Source organism: Alteromonas sp. BMJM2, assembly GCF_027257845.1.
Taxonomy (GTDB): domain Bacteria; phylum Pseudomonadota; class Gammaproteobacteria; order Enterobacterales; family Alteromonadaceae; genus Alteromonas.
This window is the reverse complement of the sequence record NZ_JAPVOT010000002.1, coordinates 80,711-98,503: the sequence shown is the minus strand read 5'-3', so window position 1 is coordinate 98,503 and position 17,793 is coordinate 80,711. Positions and strand designations below refer to the sequence as shown.

The following is a 17,793-nucleotide window of genomic DNA, read 5'->3' as shown; positions in this document are numbered from 1 at the left end:
AAACATAGACTGAAATTAGGTTCAATAAGGAGAAGTGTACCATGCTAATAACGCTGAACAGAGAGCGTAAATCCTCATTCACAGCACTCGGTAGCCTGCGTGCCTGCATTGCACTTTTCACGCTGCTGTCATTTCACTGTTTCTCCGCATTTGCGTATTTACCCACTGCACCTACAGCATTGGAAACTAAGACAGTGCGAAGCGCTAAAGTGATAAAAGGCAGCTTTTCAAAAGACAAAGCGCTTGATAAAACATCTCCGTCAACTCAAATGACCAATGCAGCAATACTACTTTATCACCACGTTTCTACAAAAACGCCGTCTAGCACCAGTGTAACTCCAGACACTTTCAAGTCGCACATGGAGTACATAGCTATTAATCACACGGTTTTACCTCTCACTGACGTTGTAAATGCACTCCAACAGAACGAGCCGCTGCCTGAAAATGCTGTGGCTATAACCTTTGACGACGGTTATGCCAATATTTTAGAAAATGCCCACCCTATTCTGAAGAAACTGGGCTTCTCCTATACGGTATTTATTAATCCAGATGAGATTGGCGTAGCACCGCAACAGCTTACTTGGGAAGAAGTGAAGAGGATGCAGGGTGAAGGCGTTATTTTTGCAAATCACACCCTAGATCACCTGCACATGCTTAATGATGAGTTTACCGATGAGAACTGGCTTGAGCGTGTGTTTGAGAATGTCGAAGCTGCAGAAAAGAAAATAGACAGTGAGCTGGGTGTCAGCCTTAAATACCTTGCCTATCCATTTGGAGAATATAATTTAGCGCTGGCAGCAAAGCTTGAAGAAAATGGCTATGTGGGCTTTGGCCAACACTCTGGTGCCGTAGGTGAAACCAGTAATCTTCTTGCATTACCTCGCTTCCCAGCTGCGGGCCCTTACGCAAACCTCAAAACCTTAAAAACCAAGTTAAACAGCCTTGCTATGCCGGTGGTACACACTACCCATGCTGAGCCACGAGTGCGCAGTAATACCCTATCTGACACGATAACACTCACCGTTGATGAAGAAGATGTTAGCCTAAACCAAGTGAACTGCTTCTACTTTGGTCAGAATATAAAGACTCTTGTGGATAACGATAAGGTAAGTTTTTCCATAGATAACGTGCTGCCCGTTGGTCGCTCACGAGTAAACTGTACCGCACCGTCGAAAAGCATGGCAGGTCGTTTCTATTGGTATTCCATGCCGTTTTTCTTGGCTGATGGTGATGGGCGCTACCCTGATTAGCAAGCGCACTGATTTACCACAGCTGTAAAACAGTGAGAGCCTTTAAAAAGGCTCTCTTTGCATCAACTAGCATGACCAACATCTCATTAAAAACACACGTATTATACGCTGCGATAAAACCGAATGAATCCTTTATTGATAGCCTCTTCATTAAAACCTAACGATTGATAAAACCGAATGGCTTCGATATTCGATACTTCTACGTCTAACACAATGTGACGTTTTTGTAGTTCAGTGGCTTTTGCTTGCATAGCGTTAACTAATGAACGGCCAATACCCTGGCGTTTGCCGCCTTCTGACACAGCCAAGTGACCAATCATTAATTCGGTATTGCTAGGAGGGGTTAGATTCACTGCCACTGTTTGATTTCGCATTACAACGGTAATCGCTTCATCTAGGGTAAAGTACGACGTTATACTATCTAAGGTAGCTCTATCAAATGCAGTGCCAAGCTTACTGTGCCACGCCGTGACTAGGCCTAAAATTTGATTGCCTTTTTCTGCCACCCAATGGTTTTCGAATCCATATTGCCCGCCACCGAGCTGCCATGCATGGGCTAAATAACCTAACGCCGTTTTGTCCTTAGCGTGCCCAAAAATAGCATTGAGTAACGTTTCAGCGGCACTTAAAATTAACGGTGTTGCAAATGGAGCGTCAGATGCCACGCCCGGTCTTATATTGATTTCCATATGACTACTTCGCAATAATAATTGGCATATCAGCCAGAATTTGCTGTGGATCGCTTATCGATAGTTTGCCCGGCTCTCTTGTGGGTTTAAACCTTCCTACAGCACGCCCTTTAGGATCGATAAGTACAATTGAAGCGCTGTGGTCTACGAGGTAATTGGGGTTATCTGTACTTTCAGAAATGGCGTACATCATGCCAAGGTTTCTGACTAACGGAAATAACGACTTATGCTCACCTGTAACCGCAATGAACTCTTTATTAAAGTAGCCTACATACTCAGAAAGTCTATCTAAGGAATCTCTATTTGGATCAATTGAAATAAAAACGACGCGCACTGGATAGGTGCTTTCTATCTGCTGAAGCTGCGGGTAAATTCCGTTTAACTCAGCCATGGTCGTAGGGCAAATATCGGGGCAAAAGGTATAGCCCACAAAAACTAAGCTCCACTGCTCTTTTAATGATTGCTCAGTGAACGCCTCGCCGGTGTGATGTAAAAGCGTAAAGGGTGCAACCGCTCGTGGTTGTGGATATGCCTTGAAATAAGACGGTGTTTCACCATTGTCAGTACTAGGCGGTGCTATATAAAGCGCACCAATAACACCACCTATAAGAGCAAGAAATGCAACGACGCCAACAATAAACTTTTGATTCATAAACTCACTGGTATGTAATGGTCTAGTAGCAATACCACAAACAATACCATGAGATGAATAATTGAAAACCTAAAAGTTTTCATCGCAGTTTGATCATCAGCGGCAAACTTTAACTTAATAGCGTAGAGCAAAAAGCCTATATTTAATGCACTAGAACCAACAAGATAAATCATATCGCTCATGCCGGTTAGGTAGGGCAGCAAGCACACTAACCCTAATAGAACGGTATAGAGCAACACTGACGTTTTAGTGAAATCCACACCGTGGGTTACGGGCAGCATAGGCACTTTTGCTTTGGCATAGTCCTTTTCTCGATGAATAGCCAGCGCCCAAAAATGCGGCGGTGTCCATGTGAATATAATAAGCACTAAAAGCAGTGCGTGTGCATGAATTTCACCCGTTACTGCGGTCCAGCCAAGAAGTGGAGGTGCAGCTCCAGCCAGCCCACCAATAACAATATTTTGCGGCGTTGCCCGCTTTAAGTACATGGTATACACGAAGGCATACCCCACTAAACTGGCGAGGGTTAGCCACGCCGTCAGCATGTTGACAAAAACCGCCAATACCACAAAGCCTACCGCCCCTAACGTACCGGCAAACCACAGGGCATTGTTGATACTTACCTTTCCTTTTGCCACCGGCCGATTAAAGGTGCGCGCCATTACACTATCTATTTTATGATCGACAACATGGTTAATTACCGCTGCCGAAGCAGACAGCATTCCAATGCCGGCTAAACCACTGACTAGGGTAAGCGCATCTACCCACGCAGGCGTTGCTAGGCACATTCCCACTAGTGCAGTCAGTAGCAGTAACATCACCACATTCGGTTTTGTCATTTCATAATAATCTTTCCACGATACAGCATTGTGTGAACGGGTGACTCGAGATTGAAGAGAGGCTGATTTAGCCATGAAAACCTCCTGTGGCCTTAGATAGGGCTTGTGGTAAAGCGTGAGACGATAACGTTGTATGACAAGCTGCATTCACTGACGAATCATAAGTAGTTGCAGCTGACGTGTGTTTAATCAGTGAAAAAACTATCCACAGTAGGGACAAAAGTAATATAGCGGCAAACGCGTTGTGTAATACCGCCACGGCTAATGGCAAAGCGAACACCACATTGCTAACCCCTAAAGCAACTTGCGCAAACAGGCAGCCAATCATTACCGCGCTAACGCGCTTAAGCTGCAGAGAAACACCGTGTTTGAAAAAGAGTGTGAGCCCTAGACCCAGTAAATACGAAAAGGTAATCAGTGCCCCGGCCCGATGAACTATGTGCATGGTTGCTCGCTCACCGTAATCATGTGCGCCAAACTCATAGTTCTCAGCTTCTGGAACACTGAATGCGCCTGCAAAATCAAGTCGACTTTGCCAGCCTTCTTCACAAACAGGCATATCAGTGCACGCCAAGGCGGCGTAGTTAGCTGATGTCCACCCTCCAAGTGCAATTTGAATCACAAGCACACCCACACCAACCAATGCGAAAGTTTTCATCCGTGAAAGACCGGCCATTGAAGGCGTTGCAACTGGCTCAGCTGAGTCTATAGAAACTGGCCCCTGTGAGACCGAGCTTTGTGAAACTGAGTTGGTGCTAGTGTCGGCTTCTCGCAGTCGTAAATACAAAAGAAACAAACAGGAAAGCACGCTGAAACCGCCTAATAAGTGGCCCATAACAACCACTGGCAACAAATTAAGAGTGACTGTCCACATACCGAGTGCAGCTTGAAAGGTAACAAGCCCCAGCAGCAGTAAAGGCAGTTTAAAAGGGGTACCTTGCTTGCGCTGCCTAAAAGCGATAAACGCAATGGCGGCAATGCACAAACCTAAGGTGCCGGCAAAATAACGGTGTATCATTTCGTTCCATGCCTTGAAGGCTTCTACCGGCCTTTCTGGGTAAGCGGCATTTGCCGCATTCACCTTATCATCACTCAGGGGCACCGTTAGGTTGCCGTAACAGCCGGGCCAATCTGGACAGCCCAAACCGGCGTCGGTAAGGCGAGTGTATGCGCCAAGAATAATGACAACGGCGGCTAAAAAGAGGCTGAATAACGTGATTTTTTTCATAGCTATCACCCTATGCGAGATAATTTAAGCAGTTTTTTAATATCGGCGAGCATATTACGGCTTTCCATCACAGCTTCTTCTTTGTCGTCGCTGATTTGATAAAAAAGCATGGCATTATTAAGCGTATCTACTACGTACACACTTTGAGAAGCAAGTTGTGCTGTGTCATCTACCGACAGCGTGGCAACGTTAGGATAATCCACAAGCGAAGCCAGTGCGTTAGCGTCACTCGTGGGTGTTGCCAACACTAATGCTTGGGCGCGGTCAGACTCTTTACCGAGCGCTAACCACACTTGATTGATACTGAAAAGTGCATTTTCACAGCGCGAATCGCACTGGGCAGGCATGACGTATAAAAGGCGCCATGTGGGGGAACTATCCTCTAACAACGTCGTTAAATTGATAGTAGGCTCTAGGAGTGCGCCCTTATTCGTTGAGGCTTTGTTAAACCAATCATTTTCTAGGGCGAGCTTTGCTAACACCACGGGGAGTACAAATACAGCGACCATAATTATTAGTGTTTTTTTGGATGTAGTATTACTCATGAATACGTCCTTTTTTACTGATTGCAAACCCACCTATGGCAGCTGCAGCAACGGCTAAACCAAACCACTGCACCGCATACCCTAAGTGTTTTTCTGGAGGCATAACTACCGGCTTATAATCGCGAACAAAAGCCGAGTCTTGTGAAGTAAGCTCTACAACGTAAGGAAGAAGTTTGATGTTTAAACTCTGACTTAACGACGCAAACGCTACCTGTTGAATAAGTGCGGGAAACTGAGAAAAATTAACATTCGTTTCTGTGATAAGGGGGTTACTGCCGGGTACGGTTATGACTCCCTCAAATTCCTTGTTGCCGTTAGGCAAATTTACTTCAGGAATAGTGCGCTGAAGGTCAGGGGCGGCAATCCAGCCATAATTCACCAAAATCCAACCCGCATTCGTTGACACAGGGGCGAATACATCGAAGCCAACTTGCTGTTCGTGAATTTGATTATCAAGCAATAAGGGGCGCTTACTGTCTGGCGTTCCCACAAAGTTAATGGAGATATCTCTAGGGTCTTCTTGTGATAGGGCATCAATTAACGAGAGGCTTTCATTGCTTTGCTTTTGCGCTATGCTAGCTAAACGTTGCTGTTTTTCCACCATGCGTTCCAGTTGCCAAAATCCAAGGCCGCACATCGCCGCTACACTAAGTGCGGTGAGTAGCCAAGGAAGTAAAAACTCTGAACGTTGTGGCATTTTTAACAGCTCCAACCAAAACAAATAATAAAAGAAGAGATGGTTATGTTAATAAAAATAATTCTTGTCGCTTTGGTACTGTTTATGATTGTTAATCTTTTCATGGCCATGCGTGTGATGATGAAAAACGATCCGAAAGACGGGCCAATGAGCAAATATATAGGTCGACGGGTTTTCACCTCTGTCATCATTGTTGTGCTAATACTAATTGCCATTAGTACCGGAGTCATTTCGCCAAACCCCCGACCTTACTGAGGTTTGGCGCTTTCTTTCGTTTTCATTATCGCTGCCATTTCCATAGGCATACACGTTAAGGCGCTGCAGCGCTCAACCCCTCCTACAGCACGTAAACGAAAATGAACAACATTACCCACACCACATCAACGAAGTGCCAATACCAACTTCCCGCTTGGAAGGCAAAGTGCTCTTTAGGCGTAAAATGACCTTTCAATACTCTAAAAAACATCACAATAAGAATAATGGTGCCAAGGGTAACGTGCATGCCGTGAAACCCGGTGAGCATAAAGAAAGTGTTGCCGTAAATGCCTGATTGCAGGGTTAAGCCTAGGTCGCGGTAGGCATGGATATATTCTTCAACCTGTAGAAACAAGAACCCGCAGCCAAGCAAAATGGTAATACCCAGCATAACGGTAAGTTGCTTGCGCTTGTTCTGCTCTAGCCCAACGTGTGCAAAGTGCAGCGTTACCGATGAGATAAGCAGAATAATGGTATTAATGGTAGGCAGGCCACCTGGGCTCATTTCTTGGGTAGATATGCCGCCAGGTGTGCTTACCAACGGCCACATAGCTTCAAACCCAGGCCACAGTACTTCATTGGTCATGGCGTTGTTAGAATCGCCGCCAAGCCAAGGTACTGCAATAAATCGGGCGTAATACAACGCTCCAAAAAATGCGCCAAAAAACATCACCTCAGAGAAGATGAACCAGCTCATTCCCTGTCGATATGAACGACCTAACTGGTCGCTGTACAAGCCCGCCATAGATTCGTCAATTTGGTTCTTAAACCATCCCACCAGCATGACAAGTAAAACGACGATACCGGCAAGCAATATATAGCTGCCATAACCGCTTTCGCCCTTCGTTGCTTCAACCACAAAGTTACCGGCCCCTACGGCAATTAAAAACAGGGCAATCGCTCCTACAATGGGCCACGGACTTTGTGCGGGTACATAATATTTTTGATATTCTTGCTGCATTATTATCTCCTTATCCTTAACGGGCTATTCGCCGCTTTGTGCGGACGGTTCCATAAAAGGATTCGGTTTAGTTGTTAGGTCACTTGCTCTCGCGGTGACGTCATAGAGTGTGTACTGCAATGTAAAAAACGTTATTTCTTCTGGAAGCTGCGGATCGACGTAAAACTGCATAGGCATATAGGCTTCTGCTCCAGCCTGCAAAGGCTGTTGGTTAAAGCAAAAGCATTCTGTTTTGTTTAGGTAAATAGCGGCAGTGCCAGGCGATACCGACGGTATTGCCTGAGCAATGATATTGCTTGACGCTGGATTGCGAACGTAAAAAGACACTGTGTTCAACTCGCCTGGGTGTACTTTGATTCGCTTAGTTTCTGCTCGAAACTCCCACGGCATTCCAGTGTTCGTGCGAGTGATAAATTCAACGGTAACTTCCCGGCTTTCGTCAATCTCTACCGATTGATAAACCGCCGCGGTTCCCTCTGTTTTTCCGTTGATGCCTGCAATATCACAAAACACATCGTAAAGTGGTACTAAAGCAAAGCCGAATCCAAACATACCAATAACAATGGCGATTAATTTCACGACCATTTTATTGTTTGCACTTGCCTGCGTCATACACTTTGCCTCCGGTTGAGACCTGAATCACTTAGCGGGCAAGGGGAGTAAAACATGTCGTCCCCTCGCACCACTAAGCCCAATACTCACTTACTTCACTAGTGGGGGTGTTTCAAATGTGTGGTAAGGGGCTGGAGAAGGTATTTCCCACTCGAGTCCTTCTGCACCGTCCCACACCTGGGCCGATACTGGTTCACCTTGCTTCTTACACGCTTTAATCAATAGTGCTAAGAAAATAAGTTGTGATAAACCGAAGGCAAAACCGCCTAGGCTGATCCACTTATTAAAGTCGGCAAACTGAAGTGCATAGTCTGGGATTCGGCGTGGCATACCTGCCAATCCAACAAAGTGCATGGGGAAAAACAGTACATTTACCGATACTAACGAGCACCAGAAATGCCATTTCGCCAACGTGGTGTTGTACATCTTGCCCGTCCACTTCGGCAGCCAGTAGTACACCGCCGCCATAATGGAAAAGACCGCGCCAGTAACCAAGACATAATGGAAATGCGCAACCACGAAGTAAGTGTCATGGTATTGGAAATCAACAGGTGTTATCGCCAGCATGAGTCCCGATAAGCCACCAATAGTGAATAGCACAATAAACGCTATGGCGAACATCATTGGCATTTCAAATGTCAGCGAGCCTCGCCACATTGTGGCTACCCAATTGAATACTTTCACCCCCGTCGGCACAGAGATAAGCATGGTGGCGAACATAAAGAACATTTCCATGTACACCGGCATACCCGTAGTAAACATATGGTGAGCCCACACTACGAAAGACAGCAGCGCAATCGAAGCCGTTGCGTATACCATAGAGGCGTAACCAAACAGCGGTTTTCGGGAAAACGTTGGCACAATTTGAGAAATAATACCAAATGCGGGCAATATCATTATGTACACTTCCGGATGGCCAAAGAACCAGAAAATATGCTGGAACATGACCGGGTCTCCGCCACCGGCGGCATCGAAGAAGCTCGTACCAAAAAACTTGTCCGTCAGAACCATTGTCACCGCACCGGCTAGTACAGGCATAACGGCGATAAGCAAGAACGCAGTAATCAACCATGTCCATACGAACAAAGGCATTTTCATCCACGTCATACCTGGGGCACGCATATTAAATATGGTGACGATAACGTTTATCGCTCCCATTATTGAAGAGATACCCATGATATGAACAGAGAACACAAACAGCGCGGTAGAATCACCACTGTACGTTGTTGATAGCGGAGCATAGAAAGTCCAACCAAATGCCGGACCGCCACCTTCCATAAATAACGAACTAAGCAAAATTAAAAACGCCCCTGGCAAAATCCAAAAGCTCCAGTTGTTCATTCTGGGGAGCGCCATGTCTGGCGCGCCTATCATCATTGGTATTAGCCAGTTAGCCAAACCTGTAAACGCCGGCATTACGGCACCAAATACCATAATTAGTCCGTGAACCGTGGTCATCTGGTTAAAGAAGTTTGGTTCGACAATTTGCAGTCCGGGTTGGAAAAGCTCCGCACGGATAACCATTGCCATGGCGCCGCCCACCAAAAACATGATGAAGGCAAACCACAGGTACAATGTACCTATATCTTTGTGATTCGTGGTAAACAGCCACCGCCTAATGCCCTTAGGTATATGGTCGTGGTGCTCATGCTCATCGTGATGCACAGAGGTATCTGGCGAAATTACTTCAGTTGCTTTACTCATAACTCGCTCCTAGTTTCCTGATGCTGCGGCGTTGACATCTTTAGCCTGCACCATGTCGCCGGTGTTATTACCCCATGCATTTCGCTCATAAGTAACAACCGCTGCAATTTCTTTTAGGCTTAGCATTTTGCTGAACGACTGCATCGCCGTTCCAGCCTTACCGTGAAGCACAATCTCAATGTGCCCTTGCTGATCTTCTAACGCCATCTTGCTGCCTTTAAGCGCAGGGAAAACGCCAGGTAAACCTTCACCATTTGGCATGTGGCACGCCGCGCATGTTGCGTTGTATACACGCTCGCCCTCTGTCATCAGTTCATCCATCGACATATTCATTGAGAGTAGGCGTTGTTCTTCTTCTTTAGCTTGGCGCACTCGCTCTTCTTGCTCGCCCATCCATGCGTTAAATTCTGCAGGCTCTTTAGCAATAACCACCACCGGCATATACCCGTGATCTTTACCGCACAGCTCTGCACACTGACCTCGATATACACCAGGCTCATTCACCTTTGCCCATGCTTCATTAATGAAACCAGGGTTAGCATCTTTTTTAACCGCAAAATCAGGTACCCACCACGAGTGAATAACGTCATCTGACGTGATCAAGAAGCGTACTTTCTGACCTGTAGGAATAACGAGAGGGCGATCAACTTCTAGCAAGTAATTATCAGTTTTAGTGAATTTGTTTTGAATTTGTTCGCGCTGCGTAGCAAGTAAGGAATAGTACTCAACATCGCTGTCCATATACTTGTAGTGCCATTTCCATTGTGACCCTGTGACTAGCACGGTCATGTCAGCTTCAGATGTATCTTCCATGGCAATAAGCGTATTAGCTGCAGGTACAGCCATGAATATTAGGATAAGAAACGGAACCACAGTCCACGCAATTTCCACTTTCACATTTTCGTGGAAATTCGCTGGCTTTGCGCCACGGGATTTTCTGTGCAGGTACATGGAGGCAAACATGACGCCAAACACAACCACGGCGATGGCTACACAAATAAAGAACATAAGCATGTGCAGGTCGTACACCTGGCCACTTATATCGGTAGCGCCCCGCCTAAGGTTAAGCGAAGACAATTCTTCAGCCGCCTCTTGCGCAAAAAGGAATTGAGAAAAAAACAAAAATGGTAAACTTGCACACCATTTTGCAGTCGCGGTCTTTAGTGATTTCACTCAGCACCTCCGTAATGGTAGAACCATTAACGCCAAATGTTGTTATGCGCAGTCTCTACCAAGTGGTTTGTGAACGATTAACTCAATACATCGATTTGTAAATTGAATTCAAAGTCATTGTTATTATTTTGTTAAAGCTTGTATAAGAATTGCGCAATAATGGCGTTCCGTCTAGTCTTTTCTGTTAAAAAATTAATGAGACGGTTAAAATTTAATCTAACGACGTTTGAGCAGTGAGTTTCATGATGCAGTGTAAAGCGAGGCACATCAGGGGATAGTCAGGTTATTTGAAGTGAAAACTACACCGATTCTCTTGTAACGGAAAACAACATTTAGTTTCTAAAAATCAACCGTTAACCGCGAAAAATTGAACAAATTTCACACAAAGCCAAGGCAATATAGTATGTAATGTCTTACTAATATTAGATAGAAAGCGTGCGTGGATTTTTATCAGATATAGAAATGTATTAATGATATTTATAAGCACTGAAAGTCTTAGCTAATAGTGGTTTTATTAAGCATATCAACAAACTTAAGTGCTAAAAAAAGCGGCTATTGAGCCGCTTTCATAATAACGTCGTGAAAGGCTACATCCAGTCAGCGTTTCGAATGACGCCAACGGCTATACCTTCAATAGCAAACGGCTCGTTTGCCAAGTCGACTTTAATAGGCGCAAATTCCTCGTTTTCAGCATGAAGTAATACTTCTCTACCGCGTCTTTCTAAGCGCTTCACCGTCACGTCTTCGTCAACTCTTGCTACTACAACTTGCCCGTTGTGTACATCGGTAGTGCGATGTACTGCTAGCAAGTCGCCATCGAGTATACCAATGTCTTTCATGCTCATGCCGTTCACGCGTAGTAAAAAGTCTGCATGAGGCTGGAATAGGGCAGGATCCACTTTATAGTGCGACTCTACGTGCTCTTGAGCAAGAATAGGTTCACCAGCGGCGACTCTACCAATTAACGGCAACCCTTCCTCTTCAAGAACTTCTTCTTCCATAGGACCGGTAAGTTTAATACCGCGAGACGTCCCAGGCAGAATTTCAATAACGCCTTTACGCGCAAGTGCCTTAAGATGTTCTTCAGCAGCATTAGCAGACCTAAAACCTAGGTGACGGGCTATTTCTGCACGCGTAGGCGGCATTCCCGTTTCTTGCATGTTTGATTTTATAAGTTCTAAAACTTCAGTTTGTCGAGCTGTGAGTGGGCGCATAAAAGACCTGTCTGTCTATACAGTTCCTGTAAGTATATACACCTAAACATAAATAACAAGCGCTGACACGCTGTCAGAAAAGAAAAATTGACTGTATTTATCACTTATGGCGCTAAAGTATACCGGGTTGCCAGCAGGTGCGGTTTCTACCACTTGACTTAGCCTCGTACAACGCCTGATCGGCCACCGACAAATAGGTACTAAAATCGATATCAAAGCAGTCTGACGTATAGCTTACCCCAGTACTGATAGTGACATTAATTCGGTCGTTTTTGTAAGCAAGTTGCGCAGCGTTTATAGCCTCTCGAAGGCTTTCAAAGGTGCTGTTTACTTCATTAGGGGATTTATTCACTAACACAATGGCGAATTCTTCACCGCCTAACCTAGCTACAACGCCATCCTCGCTGCAAAAAGAGCGAGTTATTTTTGCAACCTCTTTTAATGCATAGTCTCCCGCATCGTGCCCATAGGTGTCGTTGACACTCTTAAAGTAATCTATGTCGATAATGGCTACGGCGACTTGCTGGTGAGTTTGGGAGATAAGATTACATTCATCTAAGAAAGCTCGTCTATTTAACAAGCCGGTAAGGGGGTCGGTCATCGCAAGCATACGCAGTTTTTCTTCAGCTTCTGCCCGTGCGGTTTCCAAATCAACCGCATAAAATAAACCTGCTAATGCATCTAAAAACGGCTGGAAAAACGCGGCATCTGACGCTTTATAGAATTCAAACTTATTAGCTAAGCCAATCATCCCCACAACCTCATCTTTAATCTTGATAGGAAGCCCGAGAAAGCGGTTAATACGAGGGTGACCTTTAGGCGTACCTCTTGATGCAGGATGATTTTTTGGCGTATTGCTTATAATAACATCACCGGTTGTAATAACTTTGCCAAACAAATTATCAAAACTTGTGAAGTACAGGTTTCGCTTTTTATACTCTGCGTATTGCGTAAAGCTAGAACTGTCCCACACAATGTCTGAAATGGCATGAATAAAGAGTTTAGGCTCACTGTCTTTATCCTGCATTTGTGCAATAAAAGCAAACTGACTGTCTGATAGCTCAATTAACTCGGGGAGTACGGTTTGACAGGCCAGTGTAAGGTCATTGCTTTCTAAATAAGACGCCCGCGTTTTATTGATAAACTGCAGCAGCTGCGTTTTTTTCCTTTCATGGATTTCGCTCTCCATTCTTCCCGTAATATCACGGTGAATACCGGCGACTCTTAGCGGTTTCCCCATGGCGTCATTTTCAACAATTTTGCCGTAAGACTCCACCCACACCCAGTTACCACTAGCGTGCTTCATTCTAAACGTAGTGTTAAATACGCTTGTTTCACCTCGTAAATGTTCATCAAGGTGCTGTTCAAATTGCACGAGGTCAGCTGGATGAATAAGCTGTCTGGAATATCGATAGCTTGTATCGTAATACTCATAATCGATACCTACAATTTCACACCATCGCCTGTTTACCTGGTTCACATCGGCTTTTAAATTCCAATCCCATGTTCCTAGCTCTGATGCCTCTAAGAGCAGGCGCATTCGCTGATTGGTTTCGTTGAGTTTGTCCTCCACATATTTTTGATCGCTGGTATCAAACAAAAACGCCTGCACCGAAAAAAGGCTTCCACTGTCGTTGAAACTAGCAGTAGAAATCATGCTCACCCAAATAGTGCGAGTAGGCACAGACATTTTTAGCCTACAAACATGGGTTTCGACCCCTTCCATGTGTGCCTGCATGGCAAAGGTAAAGTCAGCGTCTGACTCATCGCACATCAAATCGGTGAACTCAATTTTGCCATCTAATAAATCTGCCGCATCAGCACCAATGACTGTGTGTGCGTTTTTGGAGATGTAAGCTAATTTAAGGGAGGTATCGAAATTCCATGTCGCAAGTACGATAGGCGACTTCTCGATTAGGCCGTGCTCTCGTTTGAGCATCTCGTGCTCTCTGGAAAGGCCAATGTGTTTACTGACTAACGCGCCTATCCGCGCAAGTAGAATGAGGTGCTTTTCGCTCATATTTCTCGGCTTTGAGTCTATGAGACACACAGCGCCGACTGCTTCGCCGTCGATATTAATAGGCGTTCCGGCATAAAATACAATGTCGTTATCACCTAGTACATTTTGCGTGTTACAAAAACGCTCATCTTTCTTAATATCGGGAATAAGTAGGGGCTCGCCGGACTCGACAACATGGCTGCAAAACGCATTTTCACGAGGAATATACTCAATGTCAGTGCCATAACTCGCTTTTATCACTTCGTCTTGCTTACCAACAATACCAATTAACGCAATGGGCACATCATAAGCTTCAGCCAATAGTGTCATTAAATCGTCTAAATCAAGCGGAAGTTCGCTATTGAGCCTCATTGCATCGATGGTTGTCGGGAGCCTGTTGTCCAAGGTTTCTTGCTCGTAAGTAAAATCTAATATAAAAATAGTTATTTGTGCGCGAAACGCCAACTTAAAAAAGATTACAAAGCGTTATTTAGACAAAAGTCTTATTTTTCTAAGCCTATCTCTTTGACGGTAATGTAAAGGTCCCGGCTTCCTAATGACAAAGCTCTAATCATAAAATGACCTAATGAAAAATTGCCCTAGTGATAAAGATGCTATTCATTATGGCGTTTTTTATCTAGCATAGCGTTATTCATAATTAAGTTAATTTTTACCGATGGAACAATCTTTACCTCTGGAATTTTTACCTTTTAGCGATGAGTTATCGCCTTATTTTGATTCGATAAATAGAGAATGGATAGAGTCTATGTTTGTTCTTGAACCCGTTGATGAAGATGTTATTTCTCACCCAAGAGAATTTATTATTAATAAAGGCGGCCACATCTGGTTTGCCAAACACCCAACCCTAGGTGTGGTGGGAGCCTGCGCATTAGCAAAAAAATCGGAAGGCGTTTTTGAGCTCACTAAAATGGGAGTGATTTCTACTGTTCGAGGCCTTAAAGTAGGCGAGCAGCTATTACAATATGTATTAACCTTAGCGCCCTCTATCGCTCACAACACTCTATTTTTACTCACCAATAAGCGCTGCGAGGCGGCCATTCACCTTTATTTAAAAAATGGATTTGAGCACTGCAAAGAAACAATGGACAAGTACGGAAGTGCCTACGAGCGCTGCAATGTGGCCATGCGTTACACACGAAAAACATAACGCAAGGTTTAGCGTTATTGACTAGGACGTTTTTTCTGCGTGCAGTGTATAGTTTTGATAGTGAGCAATACCGCACATTATGAAAGTTTAAGCCTTTGTATAGGATTGGCTACCATCGCTTATGCTACTAATCAGTCACTTACGTTAATGCTCCGTGTTACGCTTATTCGCCTGCATAAATTCAGCATAAAAGTAGACATTACCGGTTTTGTGATACACTAATTGCGTTTTTATTTCATAGGATGACAGAATTCATGTCGTGGATGCGAAAAGCCTTTTTATCGGTATTTCATTATCCTGTTAAGTTGCTTGTTAAAGCACACAGTATTCCAGTGAACGTCGACTCTGAGCTTGGGATCGATAAAGAAAAGCCCATTGTTTATTTATTACCGACTAACTCGGTCACCGACCAATTAGCGCTAAGAATGTCGACACAAGCGTTAGGACTGCCTAGCCCTACAGATACGCTGACTCTTGCGGGCAGAGAATACCCTTCCACCTTATTCTTGAGGAAAACTCAGCCTCTGTTTCGCACAACTGGCGACAATACCGGCATTGAAGATGTCTTTACCGATTTATTCCATCTGCATCGCGATCACAAAAACTTAGACCTTCAGGTGGTTCCCGTATTCATTACTTGGGGAAGAACGCCGGGTAAAGGCAAGCCAGGATTAGGGGACTTAATTACTTACAAAGCGGCGCCTAGCTGGCTTCGAAAGTTATTCATTGTCTTGTTTTTAGGGCGCGATAACTTTATCAATTATTCAAAAGCGGTCTCTGCTCGTACTATGGCCAATCAGCACGGTAGTGATCAAAGCATAGCGCAAAAACTTGTAAGAGTAGCGAGCACTCACTTTCATCGTAAACGCCAAAGCATGACAGGCCCTACATTGCTAGAGCGACAAGAGCTCAACAACAGCGTATTGGGCTCTGATGCCGTACGTCGTGCAATGGCAGAAGAATCAAGAGCGAAAAAGGTATCACACGAGAAAGCGAAAGAACGAGCGCAGTCTTACATCACCGAAGTGGCTGCAGATTATCGTGAAGGCTTAATTCGCTTTGGTGACAGAATCCTTACCCGGATTTGGAACAAGATTTATAACGGCATCAGCGTAGGTCACGCAGAGCGTATTCGCGAGCTTGCGGCTAATGGACACGAAATTATTTATGTGCCGTGTCATCGCAGTCATATGGACTACCTGTTGCTTACCTATGTTATTTACCACGAGGGCATGGTTACCCCGCATATTGCCGCGGGCATTAACTTAAACTTCTGGCCGGTAGGTAAGATATTTAGGCGCTGTGGTGCGTTTTTCTTAAGGCGTAGTTTTGCCGGAAATAAACTCTACACAGCGGTATTCAGAGAGTACTTAGAGCTATTATTTAATAAAGGTTATTCGGTGAAATACTATCCCGAAGGCGGCCGAAGCCGCACGGGTAGGCTTATTCCACCTAAAACGGGCATGCTAGCAATGACCATTCAGGCCATGCTGAAAGGTGTAAATCGCCCGGTTAGCCTTGTACCCGTATACATTGGCTACGAAAACGTGATGGAAGTGAAAAGCTATTTGAATGAGCTCAAAGGCTCTAAGAAGAAAAAGGAATCGAATCTTCAAGTTTTCACCGCCATCAAAAAGCTTAAAAATTATGGCCATGGCTACGTGAATTTTGGTGAGCCAATTCAGCTTAATCAGTTCTTAGAATCTCACGTTCCAAACTGGCGCGAGTGCAGAGACGCAGAGCCAGAGAAAAAACCAGCATGGTTAACACCAGCAGTTAATATACTGGCTAACGATGTGATGACACGCATTAATAGGGCCGCAGCGCTTAACGGTATGGCGCTTATCTCTCTGTGTTTGTTGTCTTCTAAAACGCAAACCATGAGCGAAGCCGAGCTTCAGCAGGCTATGGGCGACTTTATCGACTTATTTAAACAAGCTCCATTTAGTGGTGACGCAACCATTCCAGAGGCCTCTGCCAATGAATTGCTGCAAGATACCCTGAAACTTGGCCGGTTTGACATACAAGATGATGACTACGGCCGGCTAATAAGCCCGCAGCCCAAATCAGCTGTGTACCTCACTTATTATCGAAACAATATTTTGCATTTATTTGCCATTCCTGGGCTAATAATGGCATCGGTTTTTGCTAAAAAAGGGATCAGCAAGAATAAGGTGTTTGAGTTGATTGCGTCACTTTATCCACTGCTGCAAAAAGAGCTTTTCCTTCACCTTTCTCAAGATGAGGCCCTTACTCATACCGACGCTCTAATCGCAACATTAGTTAGTAGCGGGCTATTGCGTGAAGTTGATGACGAATTGCTTCCTCCTGACGCACACTGTAAGCAATTCCATTCTGCATGGCTGTTAAGCCGGTGTATGCAGGAAACGCTGCAGCGTTATGCAGTTGTGCTGACCATTTTGGATAAAGAAAAGTCCATTAGCCGTGGCGCGCTTGAGAGAGAAAGTAAGAAAGTAGCAGAACGTCTTTCTGTGCTTTATGGCCTAAGCTCGCCAGAGTTTTATGATAAGAACGTATTATCAAGCTTTATTAGTGCCTTAAAAGAAAACCACTGGTTAGACTCAGAAAAAGACGGCAGCTTGAAGTACTCTGAAGAATGCGAAGCCCTTCGTGAAGACGTCATGGCGCTCATTTGGCCTGAGATGATGCAGCACCTTGAAAATGTTGCGCTGAACTCAGACAAAGACTAGGGCGAGTTGATTTTGCTACACATTCTTGCAGCAATCTGTTTTATAAAAAACAAAAGAGGGCCCTTATACTGCTCCAAGGTAAGTTAAAGCTTACGT

General features: G+C 44.7%; 16 protein-coding genes. 4 read left to right on the top strand and 12 right to left on the bottom strand.

The window, feature by feature from the left end; genetic code table 11:
• The first annotated feature begins 41 nt into the window (after positions 1-41).
• Positions 42-1,250 (top strand): polysaccharide deacetylase family protein, encoded by a 1,209-nt coding sequence (locus tag O9X84_RS03150; RefSeq protein WP_269518105.1) that lies wholly within the window; start codon positions 42-44, stop codon positions 1,248-1,250.
• 101 nt (positions 1,251-1,351) lie between these two features.
• Here O9X84_RS03150 and O9X84_RS03145 read toward each other — a convergent pair whose 3' ends face one another.
• The 6 genes from O9X84_RS03145 to O9X84_RS03120 are packed head-to-tail and all read right to left on the bottom strand — an operon-like array spanning position 1,352 to position 5,900.
• On the bottom strand, positions 1,352-1,939 hold the full coding sequence (locus O9X84_RS03145) for a GNAT family N-acetyltransferase (RefSeq protein ID WP_269518104.1): 588 nt from the start codon (positions 1,937-1,939) through the stop codon (positions 1,352-1,354).
• 4 nt (positions 1,940-1,943) lie between these two features.
• Positions 1,944-2,591, bottom strand: a complete 648-nt coding sequence (locus O9X84_RS03140; protein ID WP_269518103.1) for an SCO family protein — start codon at positions 2,589-2,591, stop codon at positions 1,944-1,946.
• A complete protein-coding gene (gene cyoE, locus O9X84_RS03135; protein WP_269518102.1) occupies positions 2,588-3,505 on the bottom strand; it encodes a heme o synthase in 918 nt (305 codons plus the stop codon). The genes O9X84_RS03140 and cyoE overlap by 4 nt, the downstream gene beginning before the upstream one ends.
• Positions 3,498-4,658: a COX15/CtaA family protein gene (locus tag O9X84_RS03130; RefSeq protein WP_269518101.1), complete on the bottom strand. Its 1,161-nt coding sequence runs from the start codon at positions 4,656-4,658 to the stop codon at positions 3,498-3,500. The genes cyoE and O9X84_RS03130 overlap by 8 nt, the downstream gene beginning before the upstream one ends.
• A gap of 5 nt (positions 4,659-4,663) precedes the next feature.
• Positions 4,664-5,203, bottom strand: a complete 540-nt coding sequence (locus O9X84_RS03125; protein WP_032095292.1) for a hypothetical protein — start codon at positions 5,201-5,203, stop codon at positions 4,664-4,666.
• Positions 5,196-5,900, bottom strand: coding sequence for an SURF1 family protein (locus O9X84_RS03120; protein WP_269518100.1), 705 nt, complete (start codon positions 5,898-5,900; stop codon positions 5,196-5,198). The genes O9X84_RS03125 and O9X84_RS03120 overlap by 8 nt, the downstream gene beginning before the upstream one ends.
• A gap of 45 nt (positions 5,901-5,945) precedes the next feature.
• On the opposite strand from O9X84_RS03120, the gene O9X84_RS03115 reads away from it, so the two are divergent.
• Positions 5,946-6,155, top strand: a complete 210-nt coding sequence (locus O9X84_RS03115; RefSeq protein ID WP_032095373.1) for a DUF2909 domain-containing protein — start codon at positions 5,946-5,948, stop codon at positions 6,153-6,155.
• Positions 6,156-6,237: 82 nt separating this feature from the next.
• On the opposite strand, the gene O9X84_RS03110 is transcribed toward O9X84_RS03115, so the two are convergent.
• The 6 genes from O9X84_RS03110 to O9X84_RS03085 all read right to left on the bottom strand — a co-directional run bounded on the left by O9X84_RS03110 (position 6,238) and on the right by O9X84_RS03085 (position 14,223).
• On the bottom strand, positions 6,238-7,116 hold the full coding sequence (locus tag O9X84_RS03110) for a cytochrome c oxidase subunit 3 (protein WP_269518099.1): 879 nt from the start codon (positions 7,114-7,116) through the stop codon (positions 6,238-6,240).
• 24 nt (positions 7,117-7,140) lie between these two features.
• On the bottom strand, positions 7,141-7,728 hold the full coding sequence (locus O9X84_RS03105; protein ID WP_269518098.1) for a cytochrome c oxidase assembly protein: 588 nt from the start codon (positions 7,726-7,728) through the stop codon (positions 7,141-7,143).
• A 90-nt stretch (positions 7,729-7,818) separates the two neighbouring features.
• Positions 7,819-9,432 (bottom strand): cytochrome c oxidase subunit I, encoded by a 1,614-nt coding sequence (ctaD, locus tag O9X84_RS03100; RefSeq protein ID WP_269518096.1) that lies wholly within the window; start codon positions 9,430-9,432, stop codon positions 7,819-7,821.
• 9 nt (positions 9,433-9,441) lie between these two features.
• Positions 9,442-10,605 carry a cytochrome c oxidase subunit II gene (gene coxB / locus O9X84_RS03095; RefSeq protein ID WP_269518095.1) on the bottom strand — a complete coding sequence of 388 codons (1,164 nt, stop codon included), beginning with the start codon at positions 10,603-10,605 and terminating at the stop codon, positions 9,442-9,444.
• 587 nt (positions 10,606-11,192) lie between these two features.
• A complete protein-coding gene (gene lexA, locus O9X84_RS03090; RefSeq protein ID WP_269518094.1) occupies positions 11,193-11,819 on the bottom strand; it encodes a transcriptional repressor LexA in 627 nt (208 codons plus the stop codon).
• A gap of 112 nt (positions 11,820-11,931) precedes the next feature.
• Positions 11,932-14,223: a sensor domain-containing diguanylate cyclase gene (locus O9X84_RS03085; protein WP_269518092.1), complete on the bottom strand. Its 2,292-nt coding sequence runs from the start codon at positions 14,221-14,223 to the stop codon at positions 11,932-11,934.
• Positions 14,224-14,494: 271 nt separating this feature from the next.
• Here O9X84_RS03085 and O9X84_RS03080 point away from each other — a divergent pair, with 271 nt between their 5' ends.
• Both O9X84_RS03080 and plsB read left to right on the top strand, forming a co-directional pair.
• Positions 14,495-14,986, top strand: a complete 492-nt coding sequence (locus tag O9X84_RS03080) for a GNAT family N-acetyltransferase (protein WP_269518091.1) — start codon at positions 14,495-14,497, stop codon at positions 14,984-14,986.
• A 254-nt stretch (positions 14,987-15,240) separates the two neighbouring features.
• The gene (plsB, locus tag O9X84_RS03075; protein WP_269518090.1) at positions 15,241-17,697 is read left to right on the top strand and encodes a glycerol-3-phosphate 1-O-acyltransferase PlsB; all 2,457 of its coding nucleotides are present in this window, start codon (positions 15,241-15,243) and stop codon (positions 17,695-17,697) included.
• Positions 17,698-17,793: the final 96 nt, after the last annotated feature.

Coding starts and splice junctions, on each gene's coding strand:
- O9X84_RS03105 (WP_269518098.1), bottom strand. CDS start 7,728: ATGACGCAGGCAAGTGCAAACAATAAAATGGTCGTGAAATTAATCGCC.
- cyoE (WP_269518102.1), bottom strand. CDS start 3,505: ATGGCTAAATCAGCCTCTCTTCAATCTCGAGTCACCCGTTCACACAAT.
- O9X84_RS03145 (WP_269518104.1), bottom strand. CDS start 1,939: ATGGAAATCAATATAAGACCGGGCGTGGCATCTGACGCTCCATTTGCA.
- O9X84_RS03120 (WP_269518100.1), bottom strand. CDS start 5,900: ATGCCACAACGTTCAGAGTTTTTACTTCCTTGGCTACTCACCGCACTT.
- O9X84_RS03115 (WP_032095373.1), top strand. CDS start 5,946: ATGTTAATAAAAATAATTCTTGTCGCTTTGGTACTGTTTATGATTGTT.
- O9X84_RS03125 (WP_032095292.1), bottom strand. CDS start 5,203: ATGAGTAATACTACATCCAAAAAAACACTAATAATTATGGTCGCTGTA.
- O9X84_RS03130 (WP_269518101.1), bottom strand. CDS start 4,658: ATGAAAAAAATCACGTTATTCAGCCTCTTTTTAGCCGCCGTTGTCATT.
- O9X84_RS03080 (WP_269518091.1), top strand. CDS start 14,495: ATGGAACAATCTTTACCTCTGGAATTTTTACCTTTTAGCGATGAGTTA.
- O9X84_RS03110 (WP_269518099.1), bottom strand. CDS start 7,116: ATGCAGCAAGAATATCAAAAATATTATGTACCCGCACAAAGTCCGTGG.
- O9X84_RS03140 (WP_269518103.1), bottom strand. CDS start 2,591: ATGAATCAAAAGTTTATTGTTGGCGTCGTTGCATTTCTTGCTCTTATA.
- O9X84_RS03150 (WP_269518105.1), top strand. CDS start 42: ATGCTAATAACGCTGAACAGAGAGCGTAAATCCTCATTCACAGCACTC.
- ctaD (WP_269518096.1), bottom strand. CDS start 9,432: ATGAGTAAAGCAACTGAAGTAATTTCGCCAGATACCTCTGTGCATCAC.
- plsB (WP_269518090.1), top strand. CDS start 15,241: ATGTCGTGGATGCGAAAAGCCTTTTTATCGGTATTTCATTATCCTGTT.
- lexA (WP_269518094.1), bottom strand. CDS start 11,819: ATGCGCCCACTCACAGCTCGACAAACTGAAGTTTTAGAACTTATAAAA.